16 protein-coding genes and 1 pseudogene are annotated in these 16,742 nt (G+C 64.5%); 5 read left to right on the forward strand and 12 right to left on the reverse strand.

The features are described from left to right. Positions 1-81 precede the first annotated feature (81 nt). The 8 genes and pseudogenes from glgA to ACH6CV_RS00360 all read right to left on the reverse strand — a co-directional run. Positions 82-1,512: pseudogene (glgA, locus tag ACH6CV_RS00325) on the reverse strand (glycogen synthase GlgA); the annotation flags it as partial. 37 nt (positions 1,513-1,549) lie between these two features. After that, a complete protein-coding gene (glgD, locus tag ACH6CV_RS00330; protein WP_456356155.1) occupies positions 1,550-2,680 on the reverse strand; it encodes a glucose-1-phosphate adenylyltransferase subunit GlgD in 1,131 nt (376 codons plus the stop codon). Next, complete coding sequence (locus ACH6CV_RS00335) at positions 2,681-3,868, reverse strand: glucose-1-phosphate adenylyltransferase (RefSeq protein ID WP_456356156.1); 1,188 nt, start codon at positions 3,866-3,868, stop codon at positions 2,681-2,683. It abuts the gene before it with no gap. A 180-nt stretch (positions 3,869-4,048) separates the two neighbouring features. Then, positions 4,049-4,906 carry a 16S rRNA (cytidine(1402)-2'-O)-methyltransferase gene (gene rsmI / locus ACH6CV_RS00340; protein ID WP_456356157.1) on the reverse strand — a complete coding sequence of 286 codons (858 nt, stop codon included), beginning with the start codon at positions 4,904-4,906 and terminating at the stop codon, positions 4,049-4,051. Continuing rightward, positions 4,899-5,675, reverse strand: coding sequence for a 16S rRNA (guanine(1405)-N(7))-methyltransferase RmtF (locus tag ACH6CV_RS00345; RefSeq protein ID WP_456356158.1), 777 nt, complete (start codon positions 5,673-5,675; stop codon positions 4,899-4,901). Before ACH6CV_RS00345 ends, rsmI begins: the two co-directional genes overlap by 8 nt. Before the next feature lie 27 nt (positions 5,676-5,702). Continuing rightward, positions 5,703-6,137, reverse strand: coding sequence for a DUF3788 domain-containing protein (locus tag ACH6CV_RS00350; RefSeq protein ID WP_456356159.1), 435 nt, complete (start codon positions 6,135-6,137; stop codon positions 5,703-5,705). 50 nt (positions 6,138-6,187) lie between these two features. Beyond that, on the reverse strand, positions 6,188-6,718 hold the full coding sequence (locus tag ACH6CV_RS00355; RefSeq protein WP_456356160.1) for a biotin transporter BioY: 531 nt from the start codon (positions 6,716-6,718) through the stop codon (positions 6,188-6,190). A gap of 2 nt (positions 6,719-6,720) precedes the next feature. Then, a complete protein-coding gene (locus ACH6CV_RS00360) occupies positions 6,721-7,683 on the reverse strand; it encodes a biotin--[acetyl-CoA-carboxylase] ligase (protein ID WP_456356285.1) in 963 nt (320 codons plus the stop codon). Between the two features lie 377 nt (positions 7,684-8,060). Here ACH6CV_RS00360 and ACH6CV_RS00365 point away from each other — a divergent pair, with 377 nt between their 5' ends. From ACH6CV_RS00365 to ACH6CV_RS00385, 5 genes are all read left to right on the forward strand, one after another. Then, positions 8,061-9,578: a sugar ABC transporter ATP-binding protein gene (locus tag ACH6CV_RS00365; protein ID WP_456356161.1), complete on the forward strand. Its 1,518-nt coding sequence runs from the start codon at positions 8,061-8,063 to the stop codon at positions 9,576-9,578. 21 nt (positions 9,579-9,599) lie between these two features. Beyond that, positions 9,600-10,601, forward strand: coding sequence for an ABC transporter permease (locus ACH6CV_RS00370; protein WP_456356162.1), 1,002 nt, complete (start codon positions 9,600-9,602; stop codon positions 10,599-10,601). 59 nt (positions 10,602-10,660) lie between these two features. Further along, positions 10,661-11,572 carry a substrate-binding domain-containing protein gene (locus ACH6CV_RS00375; RefSeq protein ID WP_456356163.1) on the forward strand — a complete coding sequence of 304 codons (912 nt, stop codon included), beginning with the start codon at positions 10,661-10,663 and terminating at the stop codon, positions 11,570-11,572. 143 nt (positions 11,573-11,715) lie between these two features. Beyond that, positions 11,716-12,171, forward strand: a complete 456-nt coding sequence (locus ACH6CV_RS00380) for a MarR family winged helix-turn-helix transcriptional regulator (RefSeq protein WP_456356164.1) — start codon at positions 11,716-11,718, stop codon at positions 12,169-12,171. Next, positions 12,168-12,707, forward strand: coding sequence for a flavodoxin domain-containing protein (locus ACH6CV_RS00385; RefSeq protein ID WP_456356165.1), 540 nt, complete (start codon positions 12,168-12,170; stop codon positions 12,705-12,707). Before ACH6CV_RS00380 ends, ACH6CV_RS00385 begins: the two co-directional genes overlap by 4 nt. 371 nt (positions 12,708-13,078) lie before the next feature. Here the strand turns inward: ACH6CV_RS00385 and gltA are convergent, their stop codons facing one another. From gltA to dapA, 4 genes are read right to left on the reverse strand one after another with little or no spacing between them, the layout of a single operon-like run. Next, entirely contained in the window at positions 13,079-14,476 is a 1,398-nt protein-coding gene (gene gltA, locus ACH6CV_RS00390; RefSeq protein ID WP_456356166.1) for an NADPH-dependent glutamate synthase, read from the reverse strand. After that, positions 14,477-15,322: a sulfide/dihydroorotate dehydrogenase-like FAD/NAD-binding protein gene (locus tag ACH6CV_RS00395; protein WP_456356167.1), complete on the reverse strand. Its 846-nt coding sequence runs from the start codon at positions 15,320-15,322 to the stop codon at positions 14,477-14,479. It abuts the gene before it with no gap. 13 nt (positions 15,323-15,335) lie between these two features. Further along, positions 15,336-15,782 (reverse strand): ribose 5-phosphate isomerase B, encoded by a 447-nt coding sequence (gene rpiB / locus ACH6CV_RS00400; protein WP_456356168.1) that lies wholly within the window; start codon positions 15,780-15,782, stop codon positions 15,336-15,338. A gap of 15 nt (positions 15,783-15,797) precedes the next feature. Further along, a complete protein-coding gene (gene dapA, locus ACH6CV_RS00405) occupies positions 15,798-16,691 on the reverse strand; it encodes a 4-hydroxy-tetrahydrodipicolinate synthase (RefSeq protein ID WP_456356169.1) in 894 nt (297 codons plus the stop codon). Positions 16,692-16,742 lie beyond the last annotated feature (51 nt).

Below are 16,742 nucleotides of genomic sequence, written 5' to 3' on the forward strand. Positions count from 1 at the left end.
TTTTCCGGGCGCGGCCTTGACGGCTTCGGCCTTCGGCCCTGCCTTGGGCTTGCGGGCGCGGGGCTTGGGGACGGCTACGCCGACCAGCTGCGCGTATAGCTCGGCGTAGTTAAGCGCCGACTGATCCCATCCGTACTGGCCGTTCATCGCGCGCGTCATCAGCATGCGCCATACGTCCGGATGATTTTTGTAGTGGTCGACCGCGCGCTCGATCACGCTGAGCATGTCGTGCGCGTTGTAGTTGAAGAAGGTAAAGCCGTTGCCCTCTCCGGTGTATTCGTTGTAGGACAGCACCGTGTCGCGCAGGCCGCCGGTCTCGCGCACGATCGGCAGCGTGCCGTAACGCAGCGCGATCATCTGGCTCAGGCCGCAGGGCTCGAACATCGAGGGCATCAGGAACATGTCGGCCGCGGCGTAGATGCGGTGGGCCAGCGGGGCGTTCATCTCCACGCGCGCCGCGAGGCTGCCGGCGTACTTCCACTGCCCCCAGCTGAACAGATCCACGTACCTGTCCTCGCCCATACCCAGCACCACCAGCTGCGCGCCGGTTTTCATAATCCCGCCGAGCACCCGATCGACCAGGTCGAGCCCCTTCTGCCCCGACAAGCGGGTGACCATGGCGATCATCGGGATGTCCGCGCCTTCGTTGAGCCCGAGCTCCCGCTGCAGCGCCAGCTTGTTGTCGGCCTTGTGATCGAGCGTATCCGCGCCGTAGCGCGCCTCGATCATCGGGTCGGTTTCGGGGTTGTACTCGTCCACGTCGATGCCGTTGAGGATGCCGTGAAGGTCGGCGCTTCGCGCGCGCAGCAACCCGTCCAGCTTCTCGCCGTAGTAGGCGGTCTGGATCTCCTCGACATAGCTGGGGCTGACCGTGGTGATCTTGTCGGCATAGGTCAGGCCGGCCTTCATAAACGAGCACTGTCCGTAGAACTCCAGCTTGTCGCTTTGATACATGTCGGGGCCCAGCGCCACCAGATCCTCGATCTCGCCGATTGGGAACACGCCCTGATACTGCAGGTTATGCACGGTGAACACCGTCTTCACCTGCCGGTAGGGCGGCAGCACCCGGTACTGCACCTCGAGCATCGGCGCGATCAGGCCGGTCTGCCAGTCGTTCAGGTGCAGCACATCCGGCATGAAGTCGATCTGCGCCAGCGCCTCGAGCACCGCGCGGCAGAAGAAGGCGAAGCGCTCGCCCTCGTCGCCGCCCATCCCGTAGATGTAGGAGCGCCCGAAATAATACTCATTGTCGATGAAGTAGTAGGTCACGTCGCCTTCGACCAGCTTTTCGATGCCCACGTATTGTCGACGCCAGCCCAGGTTGACGTAGAAGAACAGCACGTGCTCGAGCTTGCTGCGCCATTGATCGTGCATCGTGCGGTACAGCGGCGAGATCACGCGCGCGTCCACGCCTTGTTTTTTGAGCGCCCTGGGCAGCGCGCCGACCACGTCGGCCAGCCCGCCCGTCTTGGAAAAGGGGACGCATTCGGAAGCGACCAGCAGCACCTTCATGGTTATGCCCTCCTCGCGGATAGGTTACCCGGCCCGACTACAATGTCGTATTCTTTCCGATGACGATCGGGTATTCGCTCTGGCCGATCAGCTTGCCCGAGCGTATGGTGACCGCCTTGTCGAAGATCACGTTTTCGATCTCCACATTTTCCTGGATATCACAATCCTGCATGATGACCGAGTTGCGCACGGTCGCGCCGCGCCGCACGCGCACGCCGCGGAACAGCACGCTGTTCTCGACCGTGCCGTCGATGATGCAGCCGTCGGCCACCAGCGAGTTGTGCGCGGTAGCAAAGGTGCCGTACTTGGCGGGCACCTCGTCGCGCACCTTGGTGTAGACCGGGTGCGTGCCGAAGAACTCATGGCGCAGGTTCGCGTCCAGCATGTCGAGGTTCAGGCGGTAGAAACTCAGGATCGACTCCACGCGCTGGTGGTAGCCCTTGTGCTCATAGCCGCGGATCTTCAAAAGCCCGCTCTTGAGGTACTGGTTCTGCAAAGTCCTGTGCATGTCGTGGATGCCGTGCGCCACCGCCTGATCGATCATGTGCAGCAGTAGCGTACGCTTGACCAGGATCACGTTCATGCTGAAATTCCCGTAGGAGGGCGTGGTTGCGCCGATCTCGATGTCCAGCACATTGCCCTTGTCGTCCAACTGCAGGAAGTTGTGGTTGGAGTTGTTGTAGGGCCGCGAGCCTAAGCCGTGCGGGCGCCTGGTGTACATCAGCGTGACGTCCGCACCCGACTCGACGTGTTCGCGCAGCATGTCGTCGAAGGTTACGTTGAACACCGAATAGGTGCTCGAAAACAGCACGTACTCCTGCTTGGAACGGCGGATATAGCTGATGTTGGAGCGCAGCGAGTCGATCGTGCCGTCGTAGTGGCCCACGTTCTCGCGCGTCTGGAACGGCGGCAGGATAAAAAGGCCCTCGTTCTTGGTGTGCAGGTCCCACTCCTTGCCCGCGCCCAGGTGGTCCATCAGCGAGTGGTAGTTCTTCTGCATAATCACGCCCACGTTGCGGATGCCCGAGTTGACCATGCTGGACAGGATGAAGTCGATGATGCGGTAGCGTCCGATCACCGGCAGCGCGGCGACCGCGCGCGACGCCGTCAATTCACGAAGCGCAACGTCGTCCTTGGTGGTATAGATGATGCCCATGACGTCCTTCATTTACGCTCCCTCCCTTCGTCCGTCCGCCTGCTCGCCGGGTTGCACGACGGTGCCTTCGCCAAGCACCGCGCCCGAGCCGACCAGCGCGATCTCGCTGTCGCCGCCGCCGCCCACGCACGCATTCTCGCCGACGTCGGCGTTCTCGCCCACAATCGCGCGGCGCACCACCGCGCCTTTGCGGATCACCGTGCCCGGCATAATCACGCTGTCCTCGACCACCGCGCCGGCCTCCACGGTGACGCCCGCGTACAGCACCGACCGAAACGCCGTGCCGAACACTTGGCAGCCCTCGGTCACCATGCTGCCGTCCACCTGCGCTTCGGGGCCGACGAAGTGGGGCGGCATGATCGGGTTGCGCGCGTAGATGCGCCAGCGCTTGTCGTACAGGTTGAACTCGGGCGGGTCCTTAATCAGATCCATGTTGCTCTCCCAGAGCGAGTAGATCGTGCCCACATCCTTCCAGTAGTCCTCAAAGTTGTAGGCCATCAATTTAAGATCGTCCAAGATCATCGCGGGGATAATGTTCTTGCCGAAGTCGTTGTGGGAGTTGGGGTTCTGCTCGTCCTGCGTCAGGTACTTGCGCAGCGCCGACCAGTTGAAGATGTACACGCCCATCGAGGCGCGGTTGCTCTTGGGGTTCTTGGGTTTTTCCTCGAACTCGGTGATCCGGCCCTCGGCATCGGTGTTCATCAGGCCGAACGAAGACGCGTCCTCCCACGGCACCGGGCGCACCGCGATCGTGCAGTCGGCCCCGTGCTTGGTGTGGAAGCGCAGCATGGCGTTGTAATCCATTTTGTAGATGTGATCGCCCGACAGGATCAGCACGTACTCGGGGTTATACTGCTCGATGAACGGGATGTTTTGATAAATCGCGTTGGCCGTGCCGCGGTACCATTCGCCGATCTTGCCCTTGACGTAGGGCGGCAGCACGAACACGCCGCCGTTGACCAAGTCGAGGTCCCACGGCTGGCCGGTGCCGATGTAACGATTGAGCTCGAGCGGCATGTACTGCGTGAGTACGCCGACCACGTCGATACCCGAGTTGGAGCAGTTTGACAGCGGGAAATCGATGATGCGGTATTTTCCGCCGAAAGGCACGGCGGGCTTGGCCAGGGTCTTGGTCAGCAGTCCCAACCGGCTGCCTTGCCCTCCGGCAAGCAGCATGGCGATGCACTGCTTCTTCTGCATCCGGAACCAACTCCTTTACTTGTGACATCCCAAAGGGGGAAACAACCGGGTTTATAACCAGTTAATAACATTATACTATATATCCTGCCGGAATACCACTGCGGAAGCAAAAATATCCCGGCAAAACCGACAGGGGATTGTTTTGAACGTTTTCGACAAAATTTTACGTTGACGCATGCTCTATGTCAGGGAAAAGCGATCTTTTATGCGCAGCCGGGCGCGGTAGACCTCGTTGCGCGCCCGCCCGTCCGCGAGCGCGCGCTCAGCCGCGTCTTGCAGTGACAGGCCGTCCAGCATGGCGAGGATCAGCTCGGCCTCGACCGGCAGCGCCTCGCGCGGGGGCTCGGCCGCGGGTCGGTCGGGCCAGGCCACGACCACCGAGTATTCGCCCTTTTCGATGTTGGGGTTCGCGCGCAGCTTTTCCAGCACCTCCAAGGCCGGAGCGGTGACGATCTGCTCGTAGCGCTTGGAGATATCGCAGGCCACCGAGACGCGGCAGTCGCCCGACAGCGCGCAGATCGTCTCCATCAGCTTAAGTACCCTGTGAGGCGACTCGTAAAACACCGACACCGGCAGATGCGCGTCCCAGGCCGATTGGAGCGCCGCCTTCAGCGCCTTGGCCTCGCGCGGCAAGAAGCCGTAGAACGCGAACGCACGCGCGTCGAACCCGCAGGCCGACAGGTGGGCGGTCAGCGCGGATGGCCCGCACACCGGCGTGACCCGGATACCCCGCTCAATCGCGGCGCGCACCAGCGGCACGCCGGGGTCGGAGATGCCCGGCGTGCCCGCGTCGCAGGTCAGGCAGACCATGAGGTCTTCCGCGAGCATCCGCTCCGCCAGCGCGTCGGCCTTTTGGCCTTCATTGTGGCGGTGCAGCGAGGTGAGCGGCTTCTTGATCCCCAGGTGGTTCAGCAGCTTCATCGTGACCCGCGTGTCTTCGGCCGCGATCAGGTCGCAGCTCGAAAGCGCCCACTTCATCCGCTCGCTCAGATCCGAAAGGTTGCCGATCGGGGTGGCCACCACGTACAACTCAGCCATGCGCATCCTCCGTCAAAAAGCACAGTTCGTCGCCCTCGACGAAGCGCGCAGCGACGCGCAGCCCCTCGGGCAGGCGGCGCGTGAACCAGTCCTCGTAGTTCTCCGCCATGCCCACGCGCCGCCCGCCCAGCGTGCGCGTGGGGAAGGTGACCAGCTTGAAGCGCGCGGGCACGCGCGCAAGCAGCGCCATCGCGCCGCCCGGCTTCTGCGCCTCGAGCGTGGGCAGCAGCTTCATAAATAATGCAAGCCCGGCCCGTTTAATCTCGAACGGGCCGAGCAGGTCGCGCGGTTCGGCTCGCACTTGCCAGCCGCAGGCCGCCGCCCATTCGTTAATCAATTGCACCGCGCCCAGGTGGATGTCGTAGCCGGTTACGGTAAGGCCCATCGCGCCGAGCGCCAACGGGTTCAGCCCGCAGGCCAGGTCGAGAATGTGGGAAGGCTTGCCGGTATGGCGGAACACCGCCTCGTACAGCGCGCGCCACCCAGCCCGCTCGCGGGTGGAGGCGTGCAGCCGAAGCGCGCGATCCATCGCCGATTCGTCGCCCGCCAGATACTCCGTAAGGCAGGCGCGCGCCGCGCGCGTGTCCGCGCCCATGAACGCGCCCGCGACCTGATGCAGCAGCGCGCGCGCCGCCTTGTCGGCCTGCTTGAGCGTACCGTAGCGCTCAAGCGCCCGCTCAAACGCGCGCCGGACGGTGTCTTCGCATAATCCCGCATATTTCCTGCTGCCGAGCAGCGCGGTAAGCGCCGCCTGTTCCCGCTCGTTCATGGGGGTAGTATATCACAGAAATGCAGTTCAAGCCACCTTGATCTTCCGGCGCAGCCGGATCAGCCGCTCCGTATCCTCCAGAATCGCCTCGTCGGTTACGGCGATCATCAGCCAGCGGCCCATGGCGCCTAAGAGGGGCGTGCGCTCCATCAGTTCGCGCGTGTAGGGCGACAGCATGGGACGGAGCAGCTCGGCCTCGGGTTCCTCCTTGCGGCCGACGACCACCAGCGCGATGAAGTGCCCGGGCATCGGGTAGAGCGTACACAGCGAGCGCCCCGATCTTTGGTACTTGACGTTCCAACCGGGCTGGGCGCTGCAGCCGCTGTAGCTGTAGGTCGGCTGTACGCCGTAGCCATCGCCCAGGAAACGGTTGATCCTATCCCACAGGGGGCTGTCGATATACCGCGCGATTTCGTCCGCGTCCGGCTGCCTGTCCGGCCCGTAGAGCTCGGCCCATTCCATATTCATCCCTCCTGCATGCCATTATACGCGCCAAAGCTGACGAGGGTATGTCATGTTTTGCGCACAATCCGCCGGTTAATCAGCACGGCCAGGTACCAGGCCGCGGCCACCGACAGCGCGTCCTTAATCAGGTAGGGCAGGCTGACCGTCAGCGCGGCCTGAATAAACGGGACGCCGGCGAGCAGCGCGAACTGGACGACGCCGGGCAGGTGGCAGGCGAGCACGCCCGAGAGCGCCACGAGCAGCCCCGCACGGCGATGCTTCATGCGCGCACCCAGGCCGCACAGCGCGGCCATCGCCAGAAATCCCCACAGGAAGCCGCCGGTCGCGGAGGCGAACCGGCCGATGCCCGCGCTGGATCCCGGAGAGAACACCGGCAGCCCCGCCGCGCCCAGCAGCAGGTAGACCGCAACGCTCAGCAGCCCGCCGGGCCCGCCGAGCAGGCAGCCCGCCAGCGCCACCGCCATCGTCTGCAGCGTCACCGGCACGCCAGAGGGCATGGGGATCGAAACCTGGGACAGAATCGCCAGCAGCGCCGCGCACAGCGCGGCCATCGTCATCGTGCGTATACTCAGCTTCATCTTCATAACCTCGTGCTGACCTCTCCCGAGGACAGCGCCTCCTCCGTATCGTCGTCATAGCGCACATGCAGCCGGAACTCGTCGTCGATCGCCGTGGCCAGCGCGCGCCGCGCGCCGGCCGTCGATATCACCTCGACCGTCCGGCCCAGCACCGCCGAGCGCGCGCGGTAAGCGGGCAGCCAGGCCTTGCGCTCGAGCGCGCGGTAGTACCGGCAGAATCCGTTCAGCACCTCGGCCACCAGCGCGCATCGGGCGTCGCCGGGGGGCCGGGTATCGTATATCGTGCCGGCAATCCCCTTGAGTTCCTCGGGCAGGCCGCCCTCGGGCGGGCGCACGTTGAGCCCGATGCCCACCACCGCGTATTCAAGAGCGCCGTTCTCCAGGTCGAGCGAGGCTTCGGTCAGGATGCCGCACACCTTGCGATCGTCCACCAGCACGTCGTTGACCCACTTGATGCGCGCCTCGCGCCGGGCCACACGCTCGATCGCCTCGGCCACCGCCACCGCGGCGACGGTGGTCAGGCTGAGCGCCTCGCGCGCGGCGATCCGCGGGCGCAGCAGGATGCTGAAGTACGCGCCCGTGCCCTCGGGCGAGAAAAAACCGCGGCCCATGCGCCCGCGTCCGGCATCCTGCGCCTCGGCCAAAAGAACCGTGCCCTCGGGCGCACCCTGCGCCGCCAGCCGCTTGAGCTCGAGGTTGGTGGAGTCCACCCGCCGCCGGGCCGTCAGGCGGTAGAATTCCCGTTCCTCGAGGAATCGCCCGATGCCCGGCGCGCTCAGCCGGTCGGTGTCCTCGGACAGCCGGTAGCCCAAGTTCGTGGACTCAACCCGATAGCCGTCTTTCCTTATCTCCTCCACCGCCTTCCACACGGCGTTCCGGCTGACCGACAGCCGCCGCGCCAGTGCCCCGCCCGACAAATGCTCGCCTCGCGCGGCTTCCAGTGCCCCGAGCACGTCCTCGCGCACGCTCAATGGTTTCCCCTCCTTTAGGCAGCCGCTGATCTGTTCCGACGCTGCCTGGCGGGATCCTCTCCCCCGGTCGGCTGCGGCCGACAGCCCTCGTCCATCGGGAGGATGGGCGCGTCCGAGGCAGCCGGGAGGAAAGCCCCGCCCTTACGCATTGTAACGCGCAAATCCACGCATGTCAACCGGATTTGAAAATTTGGTTGACGCGCCTGCTCCGCCGAATCCGGATGTTTCCCAATCAGCGTTCTCATGTTTCGAACCCCACACACCCGAAGCGTTTTCATTGACAGTTTGTCCCGATTGTGTTATCATCACATTTGCCGGTAAACGATTTCGGCATCACGGGGCGTTGACGCGCCCGGATGGGGCAGGTGTTTATGCAGGAACATATCGTAGAGCTTCAGGGGATCTCCAAGCAGTTCCCGGGCGTCAAGGCGCTAAGCTCCGTATCGTTCAGGCTCAAGAGCGGCGAGGTCATGGCGCTGCTCGGCGAGAACGGCGCGGGCAAATCGACGCTGATGAAGGTGCTCGCGGGCGTGTACGCGAAGGACGAGGGACACATCCGGGTATTCGGCCGGGAGATCGACGCTATGAGCCCCAGGCGCGCGCAGGAGTTGGGCGTGGCGATCATCCACCAGGAACTCAACATGTGCCAGCACCTGTCGGTCGCCGAGAACATCTTCCTCGGGCGCGAGATCGTGGGCTCCGCGCGCAGGCTCCGCCAGCGCGAGATGAACAAGGCCGCCAAGGCCATCCTGGACGACCTCAACATCGACATCAGCCCCACCACGATCGTGGGCGATCTGCCGGTGTCCAAGCAGCAGATGGTGGAGATCGCGAAGGCGCTGTCGACCGACGCGCGCGTGCTCATCATGGACGAGCCCACCTCGGCGCTGACGGCCAAGGAGATCGAGGACCTGTTCCGCATCATCCGCAAGCTCAAAGCCGACGGGCGCGGCATCGTCTACATCTCGCACCGGCTGGAGGAGCTTAGCCACATCGTGGACGCGGTGACCATCCTGCGCGACGGGCAGTTCATCGTGGAGAAGCCGTTTGCCGAACTCACCATGGACGAGATCATCTCCTACATGGTGGGCCGCGACATCGTGGAGAAATTCCCGCGCGTGGCCTGCGAGGTGGGCAAGACCATCTTCGAGGTCAGGCATCTCAACGCCGGGCGTATGGTGCGCGACGTGTCGCTCACGCTGCGCGAGGGCGAGATCGTGGGCGTGGCCGGGCTGATGGGCGCGGGCCGCACCGAAACCACGCGTGCCATCTTCGGCATCGACCGCAAGGAATCGGGCGAGGTGCTGTTGGATGGAAAGCCCGTCAAGATCCGACGGCCCGAGGATTCGATCAAGGCGGGCCTCGTGCTGGTGCCCGAGGATCGCAAGCGCGACGGGCTGTGCGTCAAGCTGTCGGTCCGGGACAACATCGCGCTGCCCAACCTCGATATCCTGTCGGGCCCCCTGACCACGGTCGACAAGCGCCGCGCGGCCGAGATGAGCCGCAAGGCGGTGGACGACCTCCGGATCAAACTGCCAAACGACGCTGTGGACGCGGGGAGCCTGTCGGGCGGCAACCAGCAGAAGGTGGTCGTGAGCAAGTGGCTGGCGCGAAAATCGCGGGTGGTCATCTTCGACGAACCCACGCGCGGCATCGACGTGGCGGCCAAGGTCGAGATCTACCACCTGATGAATGAGCTCAAGCGCCAGGGGATCGGCGTGCTGTTCGTGTCGAGTGAGATGCCCGAGGTACTGGGCATGGCCGACCGCGTGATCGTGATGTGCGACGGGCGGGTGACGGGCGAGCTTACGATCGGCGAGGCCACCCAGGAAAAGATCCTCGAAATGGCCACCCGGTTTGAAAGCAAGATCGGAAACGGCGCCCGATAGCGCGAAAGGAGAATCTCGGTTATGGAGAAAAGACCCAATGCGTTTCAGCGCTTCTTCGCCATCCGCGGCATGGGCCAGGTCGTCACCGTGGGCGTGGGCCTCGTCGTGCTGTGCGCCGTGTTCGGGATGATCAACCCCAACTTCTTCGGCGAGCGCAACGTGGGACAGTTGATGCGGCAGATCGCGCCCTACCTGATCGTGGGCATCGGTCAGTCGTTCGTGCTGATTACCGGCAACATCGACCTGTCGATCGGCTCGGTGCTGGGCATGAGCTGCATGATGTCGGCCACCATGATGTGCAACGGCGTGCCGCTGGTGCTGGCCTGCCTGATTACGATGGCGGCGTGCCTGGTGGCGGGCGTCATCAACGGCGCGCTGGTGGCGCTGTGCAAGCTGCCCCCGTTCATCGCGACGCTGGGCACGATGACCGTGGCGCGGGGCGTGGCGCAGCTGGTCAACAACAACATGAACACCAACTCGATCGGCGACAGCGCCAAGGTGTTCCGCGACTTCTTCTACTACGGCAAGACGGGCGGGCTGTTCAACACGGTGTGGATCGCGATCGCGCTGTGGTTGGTGTTCAACTTCATCCTGAGCCAGACCCGCACCGGCCGCCACCTGTACGCGGCGGGCAGCAACATCGAGGCGGCCAAGCTGTCGGGCGTGAACATCTCGCTGACCACGATCAAGGCCTACCTGGTCAGCGCGTTCTGCGCCGGCATGGTGGGGCTGATCCAGTGCGCCACCACGGGCACCGGCACGATGGACGCCGGCATCTCCTACGAGATGTACGCGGTCGCGGCCTCGGTCATCGGCGGGGTGTCGACGCTGGGCGGACAGGGCATCCTGCTAGGCACGGTGATCGGCGCGGGCGTATGGGGCGTGCTCAACAACGGCCTGCAATTTGCGGGTGCGCCGGTGGCGCTGCGCAACATCGTGATCGGCGTGATCGTGGTGCTGTCGGTGTTGACCGACGTGCTCCGGCGCAGCGGACGTTTTACCTTCCGGAAAAAGACGGTCTGATCGATCGGTTTAAGGCGTGAAGAGCGCTTTAAATAATTATAACATGGAGGATCGGTTTTATGAAGAAGCTGTTTGCACTCGTCCTCTCCCTGATGCTGGTGTTTACCGCCACCGCCGCCCTGGCCGACGCCAAGGTATACCTGATTACGATGGACCTGTTCGACGCACACTGGGTGGCGGTCGATCAGGGCTGCAAGGACGCGGCCGCCGAGCTCGGCGGCATCGAGTACAAGTGGAGCGCGCCCACCCAGGGCAAGGACGACGCCGCGCAGATCGAGAACATCAACAACGCGTTCGCGGACGGCGCGGACGTGATCCTGCTGGCCTCGAACGGCCCGCAGACCCAGGTCGCCACGCTTGAGCAGATCGCGGCCGAGGGCGTGAAGATCATCTACGTCGACTCCCCGGCCGACTTCGACGGCGCGCTGCAGACGCTGGCCACCAACAACACCAATGCCGGCCAGATCGCGGGCGAGCAGTTGCTCAAGGCGCTGGCCGACAAGGGCGTGACCGAGGGCAAGATCGGCATCGTCAACATCAACGCCGCCACCGTATCCACGCAGCAGCGTGAGACCGGCTTCCGCAAGGCGTTCGAAGGCAGCGCGTTCGAGCTGCTCGAGACGCAGTACGGCAACGGCGACGCCACCCTATCGCAGGAGATCGCCAACAACTACATCACCGAGGGCTGCGTGGGCATCTTCGGCGCCAATGAGGGCGCGACCGTGGGCGTGGGCAACGCGATCGCCGAGAACGGCAACGCGGTCGCCGGCGTGGGCTTCGACAAGTCGGACGCGATCCTGAAGCTGGTCGAGGGCGGCTCGCTTTTGTGCACCATGGCGCAGAACCCCTACGTGATGGGTTACGAGGGCATGAAGACCGCCGCGAAGGCGCTGGCGGGCGAGACCGAGTTCGAAGACATGGACACCGGCGTGTCGGTCATCGACGCGGCCTACCTGGCGGCGAACAAGTAAGGTTGGATTAGGGATTTTGAGGCGTTGCCCGAAGGGGCGGCGCCTCAAATTTCTGGGCGGGCCCGTCCGCCGTATTGACAAACAGGCAGTTCGTTGCTATAATGCGCAATGGATTGCCTATATGGCGTGAAAGGGGATCTGACGTGAAACCGCCCGGAAACACGAAGTACCTGCTGTTTGGCGGCACCTTTGTGCTGTCCAATAAGCTGCAATTCGTCGTGGACAAGATGGTAGACGGTCTATCGACGAAGCAATGGTTTTTGCTGCGCAACATCATGGACTTGCCCGATGAACCGGCTCCGACGATTACCCAGATTGCCGACGCGATGGATTCCAGCCGCCAGAATATCGCCAAGATGCTGGAGGTCGCGCAAAGGCAAGGGCTCGTCACCATCGAGGAAAGCCCGTCCGACCGCCGCAGCCGCAGCGTGCGCATCACCGCCTTGGGGCGGACCCGCGCGGAGCAAACCGCCGTCCATGCGCAGGCATTCCTCGACCGTCTATACGAGGGCATCGGTTCGCAAGAGCGCGATGCGGCCGGCAAGGTGATGCTGAAGATGATCCGGAATCTGGAGCGAATACAAGGAGGTTTGACATGAAGATCATTGTGACCTACAAGACCAAGTACGGCAGCAGCAAGCAATACGCCCTCTGGCTGGCCGACGCCTTGGACTGTCAGGCCGAACAGGTCGAGCGCATCCGCCTGAACGACCTGCTCCGCTATGACGTGGTGATCCACGTGGGCGGGCTCTACGCGGGGCGCGTGGATGGTTTTGCGCGCATCGCAAAGCATTTGGACGCCTTGAAGAACAAGCGGCTGCTGCTGTGCATGGTCGGGATGACCAACCCCACCGAACAGGAGAAGTACCGGCAGATGTTCATGAACAATGTACCCGAACCGTATCGGGAGGCCGTCCGGCCCTTTGCCCTGCGGGGCAATCAGCTGTTCAGCAAGATGAGCTTATTCCACCGTCTGATGATGAAGGTGCCCAAGGCGATGGCGCAGAAGGTCCCCGCGGAGCGGCGCACGGCGGAGGATAAAGCGTTCATCGAAAATTATGGGAAGGATATTTGCTTTGCCAGGCGGGAAGCCATCGATGAGGTTGTGGCGTATGTGAAGGGGTTGCAGGGGTGATCGTCAGAGAGCCAGGGGGGTGACCCCGGACGCTACACCCCCCTGTTTTACGCAACAGGGACGGACTCGTCCTGAAATATAGAGACGCTGCCTGTCGGCAGCGTCTCTATATTTCAGAACATCGGGAACGCCGCGCCGCCGTAGCCTGAACTCGGCGTTCCGGTCCGATTGCTTGAGTTATCAATACGGCGGCGCGGGGAACGGGGGTACGTTGGGGTTCCGCCCCAAACCCCGCCAAAGGGCTTCACCCAATCCGCAAGGGCCGCCCCAGCCCATCCGGCCTGGATGCTCGCTCGCTCATTGGGCTGGCACCCTCCCTTCCTCGCCCGCCGGGCGCGGTCGGGTGCGCCCCTCCGGACGCCCGTCAGCGCCTACGCGCGGGTGGGGTTCAGTTGCCGATCGATCGCTTCGGCGGCGCGCTTGCCGGCGCCCATCGCCAGGATCACCGTGGCCGCGCCGGTCACGGCGTCGCCGCCGGCGTAGACGCGGTCGCGCGAGGTCTTCAGCGTGTCCTCGTCCACGATCAGTCCGCCCCATTTCTGCGTCGCCAGCCCCGGCGTCGTCGACGCGATCAGCGGGTTCGGGCTGTTGCCGATCGCCACCACCACCGTGTCCACGTCCATCGTGAACTCGCTGCCCGGCTTCTTTACCGGCCTGCGGCGACCCGACGCGTCGGCCTCGCCCAGTTCCATCTCCACGCATTCCATCGATCGAACATTGCCGCGCTCGTCGCCGCCTATCCGCGTCGGGTTGGTCAGCAGCTTGAATTCGATGCCCTCCTCCTTGGCGTGGTGCACCTCCTCCAGCCGCGCCGGCATCTCCTTCTCGCTGCGGCGGTATATGATCGATACCTTTTCCGCGCCCATGCGCAGCGCGCTGCGCGCCGCGTCCATCGCCACGTTGCCGCCGCCGATCACCGCGACGCGCCGGCCCACCTTGACCGGCGTGCGCGACTGCTTATCGTACGCCTTCATCAGGTTGATGCGCGTCAGGAATTCGTTGGCCGAGTACACGCCGCACAGATCCTCGCCGGGAATGTTCTGGAAGTTGGGCAGCCCCGCGCCGCTGCCGACGAACACGGCGGCGAAGCCCTCTTCTGCAAGCAGCTCGTCGAGCGTGATCGACTTGCCCACCACCACGTTGGTCACGATCGTAACGCCGATCTTCTTCAGCGTGTCGATCTCGCGCTGCACCAGCGCCTTGGGCAAGCGGAACTCGGGGATGCCGTACATCAGCACGCCGCCCGGCGTATGCAGCGCTTCAAAAATGGTGACCGAGTAGCCCCGGGCGCGCAGCGCGCCGGCGCACGATAGCCCGGCCGGGCCGGAGCCCACGACCGCCACCTTGATGCCGTTCTCGTTTTCAGGCGCGCTCGGGGCCATCCCCTGCGCCATGCCCCAGTCGGCCACGTAGCGCTCCAAGCGCCCGATGCCCACCGGCTCATGCTTGATGCCGCGCACGCACACCTGCTCGCACTGGTTCTCCTGCGGGCACACCCGGCCGCAGACCGCGGGCAGCGCGTTGTCGCCGCTCAGGATCTGGTACGCGCCCGCCATGTCGCCCTGCGCCACGCGGGTGATGAAATCCGGGATGCGCACGCCCACCGGGCAGCCGCCCACGCAGGGGCGGTGTTTGCAGTTGAGGCAGCGCTCGGCCTCATTCCTGGCCTGCTCCGCGGTGTAGCCCAGCGCCACTTCCTGAAAATTCTTGCCGCGGACGATCGGGTCCTGCTCGTTCATCGGCGTCTTTGTCGGCTGCATGTTGGCCATCTACCTCGTACCTCCCATGCCTTCGAGCCTGCACGCGTGCTCGTTGGCCTCGTGCTCGTAGTCCAGGTACATCCGCCCGCGCCGGATCGCCGAATCGAAGTCGACCAGGTGGCCGTCGAAGTCCGGCCCGTCCACGCAGGCGAACTTCGTCTGCCCGCCCACGGTTACGCGGCAGCCGCCGCACATGCCGGTGCCGTCCACCATGATCGAGTTCATCGACACGATGGTCTTGATCCCGTAGGGCCGGGTCAACTCGCTGACCGCCTTCATCATCATCAGCGGGCCGATCGCGATCACCGCGTCATACTGGACGCCCGCCTTCAGCCGCTCCTCGAGCGCCTGCGTCACGAAGCCCTTGTGCCCGTTCGAACCGTCGTCGGTCATCACGAACAGGTTGGTGCAGGCGGCATCGAATTCATCGGCGAGGATAATCAGCGAGGTGTTGCGGAAGCCCACGATCAGATCGACCTCGGCCCCCATGTCGTGCAGGGCCTTGGCCTGCGGGTAGGCGATCGCCACGCCCAGGCCGCCGCCGACCACCGCCACGCGCTTCAGGCCCTCGAGTTCGCTGGCCTTGCCCAGCGGGCCCACGAAGTCGTGAAGGCCCTCGCCCTCCTGCTTGGTGTCGAGCAGTCGGGTGCTCGCGCCCACCTTCTGGTAGATGATGGTGACGGTGCCCTGCTCGCGGTCAAACGCCGCGATGGTCAGCGGCACGCGCTCGCCCTCCTCGTCGACGCGCAGGATGATGAACTGGCCGGGCTGCGCGTGGCGCGCCACGAACGGCGCTTCCACCACCATGCGCGATACCTGCTCGTTGAGCACGTCCTTGCGAACGATCCTGTACACGAGTAAATCCCCCTTATGTATTTCGGTTTATTGCTTCAATCATGGCGACGCGCTGCTCGTGCCGGCCGCCGGCCTCGAACGACGAATCGACGAACGCGTCCACGATCGAAAGCGCCGTCTCCGCGCCCACGATGCGCCCGCCCAGCGCCACCATGTTGCAGTTGTTGTGCCGGCGCGACAGCCGCGCGGTCACCGGCTCCGAGCAGTTGCAGCAGCGGATACCGCGCACGCGATTGGCCGCGAGCGAAATGCCGCAGCCGGTGCCGCAAATCAGCACCCCCAGCTCGCATTCGCCCGCGGCCACCGCACGCGCGGCTTTTTCGCCGTAGACCGGGTACTCGGCCCGCTCGGCGTCGTAGCTGCCGAAATCGACCGTCTCGAACCCGCGCGCGCGCAGATGCTCGGCGATCAGGCCCTTGAGCTCGTACCCGCCGTGATCCGACCCCAACGCAATCTTCATCCGTATCCCTACCTTCTATCGTCCTCTTACAAGCCCCAGCCGCTGAAGCTCCAGCAGCAGCTCGTCTTCGTTATCCTTGCTGATATCGGTCAGCGGCATGCGCAGCCGCCCGTCGCCGTAGCCCATCAGCCGCAGTGCCGCCTTGATCGGGATCGGGCTGACCTCCTGGAACAGCAGCCGCGTCAGCACCGCCATCTCCTGGTAGGCCGCGCGCGCCGCCTCAAGCTCGCCCCGGAAAAAGCAGTCGGTCATCCGCACGACCTGCTCCGGCCACGCGTTGCCGATCACCGAGATCACGCCGCGCGCGCCGACCGCCATCGCGGGCAGTGCCAGGTCGTCATTGCCGGCGTACACGCTGAGCTGCCCCTCGCACAGCCGGACCGCCTCGCTCAACTGCACGATCGACGGGCTGGCCTCCTTAAACCCGCAGATGTTCTCGTGCGCGGCCAACCTTTTGACCGTCTCGGGCAGCAGGTTGACCCCCGTGCGCGAGGGCACGTTGTACAGGATCAGCGGCACCCGCGCGGCGTCGGCCAGCATTTCGAAGTGGCGCACCATGCCGTCCTGCGTGGCCTTGTTGTAGTAAGGCGTGACCGTGAGCAATCCGTCCGCGCCCGATTCCGTGCGCCGCCGACACTTCTCGAGCGCACGGCGCGTATCGTTGTCGCCCGCGCCCACCACCACCGGCACGCGCCCGTCCACCCGTCTGACCGTGTATTCGATGACCGCGTCGCACTCGCGCTCGGTCATCGTCGTGGGTTCGCCCGTGGTGCCCAGCACCACCAGGCAGTCGGTCCCGGCGGCCAATTGCCGGTCGATCAACTCGCCCATCAGGGGTAGGTCTACGTCGTCTTCCGTAAAGGGCGTGACCAACGCCACGCCGGTTCCGGTAAACAACTGCGTCTTCATGCGCACCGCCTTTCCCGGTCGAGAAGAGCCTGTAGTAGGGGCGACCCACGG

The organism is Anaerozeibacter quisquiliarum (assembly GCF_051162045.1).
GTDB classification, from domain to species: Bacteria; Bacillota; Clostridia; order Christensenellales; family Aristaeellaceae; genus Anaerozeibacter; species Anaerozeibacter quisquiliarum.

What these genes read in the sequence shown, in the direction of transcription:
- gltA (WP_456356166.1), bottom strand. Translation starts at nt 14,476, where the DNA reads ATGGCCAACATGCAGCCGACAAAGACGCCGATGAACGAGCAGGACCCG.
- glgD (WP_456356155.1), bottom strand. Translation starts at nt 2,680, where the DNA reads ATGAAGGACGTCATGGGCATCATCTATACCACCAAGGACGACGTTGCG.
- rpiB (WP_456356168.1), bottom strand. Translation starts at nt 15,782, where the DNA reads ATGAAGATTGCGTTGGGGTCGGATCACGGCGGGTACGAGCTCAAGGGC.
- dapA (WP_456356169.1), bottom strand. Translation starts at nt 16,691, where the DNA reads ATGAAGACGCAGTTGTTTACCGGAACCGGCGTGGCGTTGGTCACGCCC.
- rsmI (WP_456356157.1), bottom strand. Translation starts at nt 4,906, where the DNA reads ATGGCTGAGTTGTACGTGGTGGCCACCCCGATCGGCAACCTTTCGGAT.
- ACH6CV_RS00365 (WP_456356161.1), top strand. Translation starts at nt 8,061, where the DNA reads ATGCAGGAACATATCGTAGAGCTTCAGGGGATCTCCAAGCAGTTCCCG.
- ACH6CV_RS00385 (WP_456356165.1), top strand. Translation starts at nt 12,168, where the DNA reads ATGAAGATCATTGTGACCTACAAGACCAAGTACGGCAGCAGCAAGCAA.
- ACH6CV_RS00350 (WP_456356159.1), bottom strand. Translation starts at nt 6,137, where the DNA reads ATGGAATGGGCCGAGCTCTACGGGCCGGACAGGCAGCCGGACGCGGAC.
- ACH6CV_RS00370 (WP_456356162.1), top strand. Translation starts at nt 9,600, where the DNA reads ATGGAGAAAAGACCCAATGCGTTTCAGCGCTTCTTCGCCATCCGCGGC.
- ACH6CV_RS00345 (WP_456356158.1), bottom strand. Translation starts at nt 5,675, where the DNA reads ATGAACGAGCGGGAACAGGCGGCGCTTACCGCGCTGCTCGGCAGCAGG.
- ACH6CV_RS00335 (WP_456356156.1), bottom strand. Translation starts at nt 3,868, where the DNA reads ATGCAGAAGAAGCAGTGCATCGCCATGCTGCTTGCCGGAGGGCAAGGC.
- ACH6CV_RS00375 (WP_456356163.1), top strand. Translation starts at nt 10,661, where the DNA reads ATGAAGAAGCTGTTTGCACTCGTCCTCTCCCTGATGCTGGTGTTTACC.
- ACH6CV_RS00355 (WP_456356160.1), bottom strand. Translation starts at nt 6,718, where the DNA reads ATGAAGCTGAGTATACGCACGATGACGATGGCCGCGCTGTGCGCGGCG.